Source organism: Oleiphilus sp. HI0043 (assembly GCF_001634935.1).
The window spans coordinates 1-7,798 of sequence record NZ_LWEY01000590.1 but is presented as its reverse complement, the minus strand read 5'-3'; the positions used below and the strand labels follow the sequence as shown (position 1 = coordinate 7,798).

6 protein-coding genes are annotated in these 7,798 nt (G+C 44.0%); 5 read left to right on the top strand and 1 reads right to left on the bottom strand.

Translation table 11 applies throughout. From position 1 onward, the window contains the following. Nucleotides 1-626: 626 nt before the first annotated feature. The 3 genes from A3729_RS07335 (at nucleotide 627) to A3729_RS07325 (ending at nucleotide 3,778) form a co-directional block, all read left to right on the top strand. On the top strand, nucleotides 627-1,589 hold the full coding sequence (locus A3729_RS07335; protein WP_068514660.1) for a triacylglycerol lipase: 963 nt from the start codon (nucleotides 627-629) through the stop codon (nucleotides 1,587-1,589). Nucleotides 1,590-1,681: 92 nt separating this feature from the next. Then, the gene (locus tag A3729_RS07330; RefSeq protein WP_068514663.1) at nucleotides 1,682-2,788 is read left to right on the top strand and encodes a lipase secretion chaperone; all 1,107 of its coding nucleotides are present in this window, start codon (nucleotides 1,682-1,684) and stop codon (nucleotides 2,786-2,788) included. A gap of 111 nt (nucleotides 2,789-2,899) precedes the next feature. Then, nucleotides 2,900-3,778, top strand: coding sequence for a DMT family transporter (locus tag A3729_RS07325; protein ID WP_068514667.1), 879 nt, complete (start codon nucleotides 2,900-2,902; stop codon nucleotides 3,776-3,778). Nucleotides 3,779-3,827: 49 nt separating this feature from the next. Here the strand turns inward: A3729_RS07325 and A3729_RS07320 are convergent, their stop codons facing one another. Then, entirely contained in the window at nucleotides 3,828-6,659 is a 2,832-nt protein-coding gene (locus tag A3729_RS07320; RefSeq protein WP_068514670.1) for a DUF349 domain-containing protein, read from the bottom strand. 380 nt (nucleotides 6,660-7,039) lie between these two features. Here A3729_RS07320 and A3729_RS07315 point away from each other — a divergent pair, with 380 nt between their 5' ends. Continuing rightward, nucleotides 7,040-7,531: a regulatory protein RecX gene (locus A3729_RS07315; protein WP_068514675.1), complete on the top strand. Its 492-nt coding sequence runs from the start codon at nucleotides 7,040-7,042 to the stop codon at nucleotides 7,529-7,531. Nucleotides 7,532-7,585: 54 nt separating this feature from the next. Then, on the top strand, nucleotides 7,586-7,798 hold a 213-nt coding region (locus tag A3729_RS07310), incomplete at its 3' end, for an AMP-binding protein (RefSeq protein WP_156497762.1).

Genomic DNA, 7,798 nt, shown 5'->3' with positions numbered 1-7,798 from the left:
AGCCAATTGTCGCTGATAAACAGCGTGAGGGTTGTCATAGAAGCTCCAAGCAGGGAAGTATATCGATTAGTGGTCAGATTGCTTAGGTCGTTTAAGCGCAGGGAGCAATTCTAAAGAACTAAGGTTCAGGGATCAATTTACAGAAAATTTTTAGCTTGGGTGCTTATTTATAATTGTTTGGTGATTTGAGAGCAATCACCCAAATGGGGGGAATTGTTGAAAATAATAACGGGGTCTAAGTTAGCGGTTGCGCTTCTTGAGCTCTGGTTTTGAGCTGTGAGAGGATTGGTTTGTAGAAACGTTTTCTGTAGCAAAAATAGTTTTTCAATAAACTTTGCTACAAAACATGAGAAATAAATATAACAAGCTCAATACATACTATTGGATTTAGATAATTCTTTATATGCGGTAAGAATTAGTAGTTCTGGTTTAGTGGTTCTGGTCTAGAAAAACTGAATGCGCATTATTTATAGTGCTAGAAGCTTTGGTTTAGAAAATAATTGGTTAAAAAATGTTCGTTTGTGATCTTGTAGAACCTTTTTTGATTGGTTTTTTGTCAAGCTAGTCTTAAGCGCTATTGAATAAAGCGACCCTGATTAATAAAAACAAATAATAGGCAAAACAATATGAAAGCTAAAAATAATAAATTTGGCCAAGCTAAAAGCTGGCTTTTACTCACGGCACTGATGGTCTTTAGTGCTCAAGCAAGTGCAATTTGTTGGTGGTGGCAGGATTGCGACGCCTACGAAACAAAATACCCTATCGTTCTAGTTCATGGTGTTTCGGGCTTTAGCGATATTTTAGGTATCGATTACTTTTATGGTGTTAAAAGTGCTCTTAAAGAACGTGGTGCCAAGGTTTATGCGCCGAATGTGACTGCATGGGATGATGCATACCAGCGTGGAGAAGACCTTATTGCAGCATTGGAAGATCTTCGTGCGGCGACGGGTGCGCAGAAATTCAACTTGATGGGCCACAGCTTGGGTGGGCCAACTGTACGCTATGCAGCGGGCGTAAGACCTGACTTGGTTGCTTCGGTAACGACTATCAATGCGGTGAACTTTGGTTCTGACTTCGCTGATGTTGCTCGCGGTATCGTTCCTGTTGGTGGTGGCCTTGAAGCATTGGTCGAAGGATCTCTTAATCTGCTTGGTAACGTAATTGATGCCTTGTCAGGCAACCCTGAGTATGCGCAGGATGCGAAGGCCTCAGTAACGTTCATGACATCGCCAGGCGCTAACCAGTTTAACGCTTTATTCCCGGATGGAAAGCCTAGCTCACGTTGTGGTGAAGGTGCATCTAAAGTAAATGGTATTCGTTACTACTCATGGGGTGGTGATGCGACATTTACCAATGCTTTAGATATTTCAGATGCGTTCTTGATGTTTACGGGTGCAACGATCAGTGGTGCGAACGATGGCTTGGTTGAACGTTGTGACCAGCATTGGGGAGATGTTATCGGTACGCGCTATAACATGAACCATATGGATGCAGTGAATCATGTCTTTGGTATTCACCATCTGTTTGAGACTGATCCTCTAACTTTATATAAGAATCAGGCATCACGCTTGAAGTCTGCTGGACTATAAGCCTTTTACAGCTCCTCTATGCTTTTAGGGGAGCTGTTTTCAGCAGCTAGTAGAACTTCTAACTTTCCAAGAACATAAGGTATCGCTTGTCAATGACTCATCAAACCAAACTAGTTAAGAGAAGCTTTCTATTGGGCGGTGCTGGCGTAGCAGCATTGGCGATGATTGTAAGTACTTTTGTATTTGATGAAGGGGGGGCGGCTCATACTAGTCTCCTCAGTCTGAATCAAGGCAGCAGGTTATCTCAGCTTGAGGATCGGCCATTGGCGAGTGATCAGGCTGAAGGTGTTCAGCTTATCAATGCCCTTGCATACGAGAGTCGACTAGGTACATTGCCTGACTCGCTTCAAGGGACTCAAATGCAGCAAAGTCTGCAGGTGGATGACCAGGGTAACTTACGTATCTCCAGCGATATCAAAAGAGTGTTTGATTACTTCCTTTCGACCATTGAGGAAGAAGAGTTGGATATCGTGCTGGCTAGAATTGATGAATACTTGAGTTACTATTTGCAGGAGCCTGCACTGACTCAGTCAAAACAGATCTTGGCTCAGTATATCTCACTAAAGCAAGCGCTGTATGACTATGAACTCAGTCGCTCAGAGTCAATTAAAGGCATGATGGAGAGCGGAGAGTTAATGGCCGATAAAGGTCGTTATGTCGCTTTGTTAAGTGAGCAGCTAAATGCTCAGTCAGAAATGCGTGCGCAATATTTGGATGCAGAGGTCTACGAGGCATTTTATGCCTCAGAAGAGGCTTATGATCAATATACTCTGGCTAGACTAAGTGTAGAAGCTGAGGAAGGCTTGAGCGAAGAAGAAAAAGCTCAACGACTAGCGCAAGTCGATGCTCAAGCGCCTTATGACATTATAGAGTCCCGTAGAGAGGCTCGTATCACTGACGAATTAAATGCCCGTGTTGCCAAAATAGAAGAAGAGGGTGGCGGCTATGATGAAGTCAGAGCGGTTAGGGTTGAAATGTTTGGTGTTGAAGCAGCTGAACGTTTCGATACTTTGGATCAGGAGCGCGCTCAATGGCAAGCGCGTATTGATAGTTTTCTGGATCAACGACAAGAAATCCTATTGATAGAAGGCTTGAGTGCTGAAGAGCGTCAGGCTCAAGTTGATACATTACGTGCCAGTCAATTTGACTCACGCGAGCAGATTCGAGTGAAAGTTTACGAGCGCAAAGCTGACGTTTAGCCCATCTATTCATTGAGCACTGAACTAACTTTGTGTAGCATCCTCTGTGTTTTAAACATGTGAGGTTGCCGTGCTTATCGAGCGTTTATTCTATATTCGCTGTTCTAGAAAATGAAACAGCTTTTCTTTGCCATGCCTATCGGCATGCGCTACATGATTCTTAGTGCGCTGGGCTTTGCTCTGATGGCTGCTTGCGTTAAAAAAGTCAGCTTGTTGGGTATACCTGTTTTGGAAATCGTTGCTGCGCGAGCTTTGGTTTCCGTGCTCCTGAGCTATGTCGATGTAAAACGTAAGCGCATTTCCCTTCTGGGCAATAATCGCCCCTTGTTAATGCTGCGCGGCGCAGTGGGAACGTTGGCGTTAGTGTGTGTATATTATTCTGTGACACATATGCCTTTGGCTGAAGCCACGGTTCTACAGTATTTACATCCGATTTTTACTGCCATTCTAGCGACTTTCTTTCTTAAGGAGCGATTGCAGTGGTCTCTTGTTATCAGTATCGGTTTTAGTTTTATTGGCTTATTGCTTGTCGCAAGACCTGCTTGGTTGTTTGGCGGAATAGGGACGGACATTGCCAGTTTTGCCTTGATGGCTGCGGTGTTAGGTGCTTTTGGGAGTGGTGTGGCCTATGTTATTGTCCGCAAGCTCAGTCAGACGGAAGACCCTTCCGTGATTGTATTCTACTTCCCTATGGTCGCTTTGCCATTTTCTCTCGTGTTATTGGGGGACGATTTTGTCTTGCCGACAATGGAAGCTTGTTCACTTTTATTTTTGGTCGGGATCTTTACACAGGTCGGGCAAATTGGCTTAACCAAGTCAATGCAAACGGAACCTGCAGGAAGGGCGACAGCGTTTTCTTATCTGCAGGTAGTTTTTTCAGCATTGCTAGGCTGGCTTGTTTTTAGTGAAGTACCAGACATCTGGGTGTGGCTGGGTGCTGGAGCGATACTGGCGGGCGCAATTATTAATATGCTGTCCAGACAGAAGTGAAGCAAACCGGGCGCTCTGATAGATGAGCACCCGTCTCGCTTAGTTAGTCTTATTGAGCAAAAAGGTGTTGAATTGTATTGTCAATTCGAGGCTCAAGTTGGCTGAACTCTTCTAGTGTCGGGCCAACCGAGTCATACCACTTTTGTAAGCTTGCGCTAAGTTGTTGCTCTCGGCTTAGGTTTTCACCTGATGAAGACATTCCTTCTGAAAGCCTGCTAACTTGTAGCTGCATGCGCAGCTCTTTGTCACTTTCCGGTGACTCGATACCTGCAGCGATCTCACAAGCTATACACAAAGAACGTGCCTCTTGAAGTGTCACGCAACGCTCGGGACTTACCGAACCAGCTTTGACAGAGATCCATAAAGTTTTAAGAGTATCTTCCTGAGCTTTAGGAAGCTCAAGTTGCGAGGCAAACTCATCATCAAGGCTCGCATCGGCCTGAGTATTATTGTGATAGACCTCTCTACAGAGCTTAGCCTTACGCTGTACTTCTTGCCAAGCTAATAGGTGCTGCCTGTTTTCTTGGCCAGCGATAAGTTGCTTAAGTTTTTTGAGTAAAGCTTCAAAACGATTTTGAATTTTTTCCAGAGCTTTGCCTTGTACTGAAGGTAGGGACTTATATTCTTTACGGTACTCGCTTAATCTGGCTTTGAGTTCGCTAAGGTTGGTATCGCTTAGGGAATCGAGTTCAGATTCGATACGAGATAGAAGCTCGTTCGCTGCGTTTGAAGCCTTATTCGCCTCTTCTTTCTTTTCATTGCGAACTTGGTCGCGGCGGGCAAATATCTGGTCGCAAATTGCGCGAAATGCTTGCCAAAGCTCTCTTTCTTTCTTATAAGGCGTGATGCCAACCTTTTGCCAGGCTTGTTGTAAGTCCTTTGCACTTTGTATGGCTTGTTCAAGGTTTTCAAGCTCTATAAGCGTCTGCGCCTGATCAATGATTTCTTGCTTCAAGGAGAGGTTCTTGTCTCTTTCTGTATCAAGTTTCTTATCAAAGGCTTTTAAGAGGGCATTGAACTGTTGTTGCATTGGCTTATTGGTTTTGAAATCAACCGGGTAGGCTTCTTTCCATTCAAGGCGAGCTTGTCTGTTAATTTTTTCAGCGCCTTTCCAGTCAGCGTTTTCCCAGTCATTGTTATCAATGAAGTTGCTTAACTCTGTGATGATTTGTTCGCGCTTTGCGGAGTTGTTCTTTTTAAGTTGATTCTGTTCGTCAAAAAAAGCATGGCAAGGTTCGTAAGCCTTGTCGGCCGCTTCTTTAAAGCGCTGCCATAACGATTGGTCTGAAGCACCACCCAAGGTTTTCCATTCCTTTTGCATTGCTTTGATTCGATCGGCTTTATCGCGTGGCTCGATATGTGTGTCGACGAGACGCTCCATTGATTCGCACAGCGCCAGTTGGCGAGGGTTTGATGCATAACCCTGCCAGTCGCGCAGGTCGTTCAACTGGTTAATTCTGAGGTTGAGCATGTTGTGATACTGGTCACTTTGCTTGCTTCCCAGCTTACTGATTTGTCGCTGGATATCTTTGAGTAAAGAGTTGGATTTTTTTAGCTGTTTATCTTCCAAAGACTTGTCGAGTTGCGTGACTAATTGGGAAATCTTGCTTTCAATCTCTTTAGTGTTCTCAGCGACCTGTTGCTTAATTTCAGCAGAATGCCCCAGCGCTTCATTGCTTTGGGAAATAACTTCTGGTTGTGCGTAATCTTTCGGCCAATTTACCTGCTTAAGAAGCTTACGAATTCTTTGGTTGAGCGTATCGAGTTGCGTGCTGTCTTTTTTACCCTGTTTGCTAAGTTCGTCGATCGATTCCTTTAGCTCGGGCTCAGCTTCTTTCAAGAGCGTAAGCGCTTTATAGTACTGACGAATCTCACTCATTAATACTTGATAGTGCTTTGCCTTGTTCTTCTCGACTTTTACATTGCGAGTGACTTCGAGCCAGCGGTTTTCCTGAGTTTTGATTAGCGCGTCAATTGCAGAGATATCATGAAATGAGGGGACCTCCGTGGTGAAGCGCTTAAGTGTTTCAGACAATGTATACAAAGTCGCTTCTTGCTCATCACCACCGGTTTGGATTAAGCGCTCCTGTTCTTCTGCTTCGAGCTTTTCTTGGGCAATTTTATCAATTCTTGCTTGGCACTCAGCTTGGTAGTGAGCAAATTCTTTGCGTTGTGTTTCGTTAGCACTGAGGCTAACTGCCGCCCAACGTTTGCTTAGGTTAAAAAGCTTGGCATCGTAGTGCTGAAGAACCTCGGTTTTTGCGAGGGCGGTAATGTCTGCTAGTGCTTTCTCTATATCTTGTTGCTGTTGACTTCGTTCAGCGATCTGATTGCGGATAGTGGCAAGCTTGGACTTGGCTATATGATAAACCGATTTGTCCTTACCCTTTGCCTGACTCAGCAGTGTGCTTAAGTCTGCTTCTGTTTCGATAAGCTCAGCAGCGGCTTGTCGGAGTTTTGCCATTTTTGCTTTTACTGCAATTTCTAGCAGTGATTGCTTATCTTCAATCCGAGCCAAACCGCTTAGGAAAGCATCTGCCTGATTCGACTTAATGATCATTTGAGTAAGTATTTTATTGTCAGTAATTAGGTCGAAAATACTCAATGACTGAGCGTTAGCCAGCTCGTATAACTTTTCTTCAATTAGAGGCTTTAGTTCGTCTTTAGACTGCGCGTGAAGCGTGATCAGTGCTTGAGGGTCAGTTAAGCGTGATGTGGCGCTTTTTCTGACGGCTACTTGTTCATCGTTTTGTGCAAGCTGAAGTAATATTTGATGATCTTCATTCTGGCCAGGGTTGAGCTCTTTGATTGCTTCAAGTCTGGTTGCTGTATGCTTGCTTTGCCATTTTGGTTTGAATAGCTTGGAAAGAAAAGTAGCCATGCTGGTATCTCGCTTATCTCTGTTTTTAATAATGCTCTTGTAAAGTGTTAGTCCTTTCGAAAAAGGAAACCGTTTTGTCTTAAGACTTTGAGAGTGCGAAAAGTCGAATTCCTACTGACATTGTTGACATAGGAATCTGCTGTTTTTCACGTTATAGTCTTAATTAACTGAACGAGCTTGGATATATTTAAACTCGTTCCAAATGTTGCACCCTGAGGCTTTTGTTAGCTTCAAGAGAGCAATAGGCTCGGGCATTCTAGCGCAGCCTCGCGTAAAAATCTCCACTATTCTCTGGTATTTAGCGGGATTCATTACGTGACGAGAGCCGTATAGGGCCAATATTGAAAAGAGTCGCAGGGCTTTATGGAAAAACGTGGTAAATGAAGAGAGAAGCAGATCTCCAAAGTGTTAAAAATAAAGCCGTAGATCTTCTATCTCGTCGCGAGCATAGTGAACATGAGCTGCGCGAAAAGCTGCAAGGTAAGGGATATGAAGAGGCTCTGGTGGAACAGGCAGTTCAGTCGATGCTAGACGCTGGCTACTTGAGTGACGAACGATATGTGAGAATGATTATTCGTAGCAGCTATGAGAAGGGGCATGGGCCACAGAAAATACGTTTCAAGTTACAGCAAAAGGGTGTGAAGTCTTCAATGGTGAATGAGGGCTTTGAAGCGTTTGAGGGTGACTGGTTTGCCTTGGCTCAGTCTTTACGATTACGAAAATTTAGAGAGCCGCTCAATGATAAAGATCGGGCGCTTTACTACAAAGAGAAGTCTCGACAAATGCGCTTTCTAGCTGGACGAGGTTTTACGATGGAGCAGATATCCTTTGCGTTTGAAGTGCATGAAGATGATGAACAATATTTTGTGTAACTCGCCAATAGATTAATAAATAAGAACAATATTTATAACAAGAGGATGTAGCAAATGATCTCAACCATGATGGATCAGCCTTTAACCATAACTTCAGTGATGGAGTTTGCTGACAAAATTTATCCCCAGCAAGAGATTGTCTCGGTTACCGCAGATCAAGCAAGCTTTCGCTATACCTATGCAGAAGCTTTTCAACGAACGCGTCAGTTAGCTAATGCGCTAAAAGGCTTGGGTTTAAAGCAGGGTGATGTGGTTGCAACGATGGCT

Excerpts from the sequence above, each read along its gene's own strand:
- A3729_RS07335 (WP_068514660.1), top strand. The coding sequence starts at position 627 with ATGAAAGCTAAAAATAATAAATTTGGCCAAGCTAAAAGCTGGCTTTTA.
- A3729_RS07330 (WP_068514663.1), top strand. The coding sequence starts at position 1,682 with ATGACTCATCAAACCAAACTAGTTAAGAGAAGCTTTCTATTGGGCGGT.
- A3729_RS07325 (WP_068514667.1), top strand. The coding sequence starts at position 2,900 with ATGAAACAGCTTTTCTTTGCCATGCCTATCGGCATGCGCTACATGATT.
- A3729_RS07320 (WP_068514670.1), bottom strand. The coding sequence starts at position 6,659 with ATGGCTACTTTTCTTTCCAAGCTATTCAAACCAAAATGGCAAAGCAAG.
- A3729_RS07315 (WP_068514675.1), top strand. The coding sequence starts at position 7,040 with ATGAAGAGAGAAGCAGATCTCCAAAGTGTTAAAAATAAAGCCGTAGAT.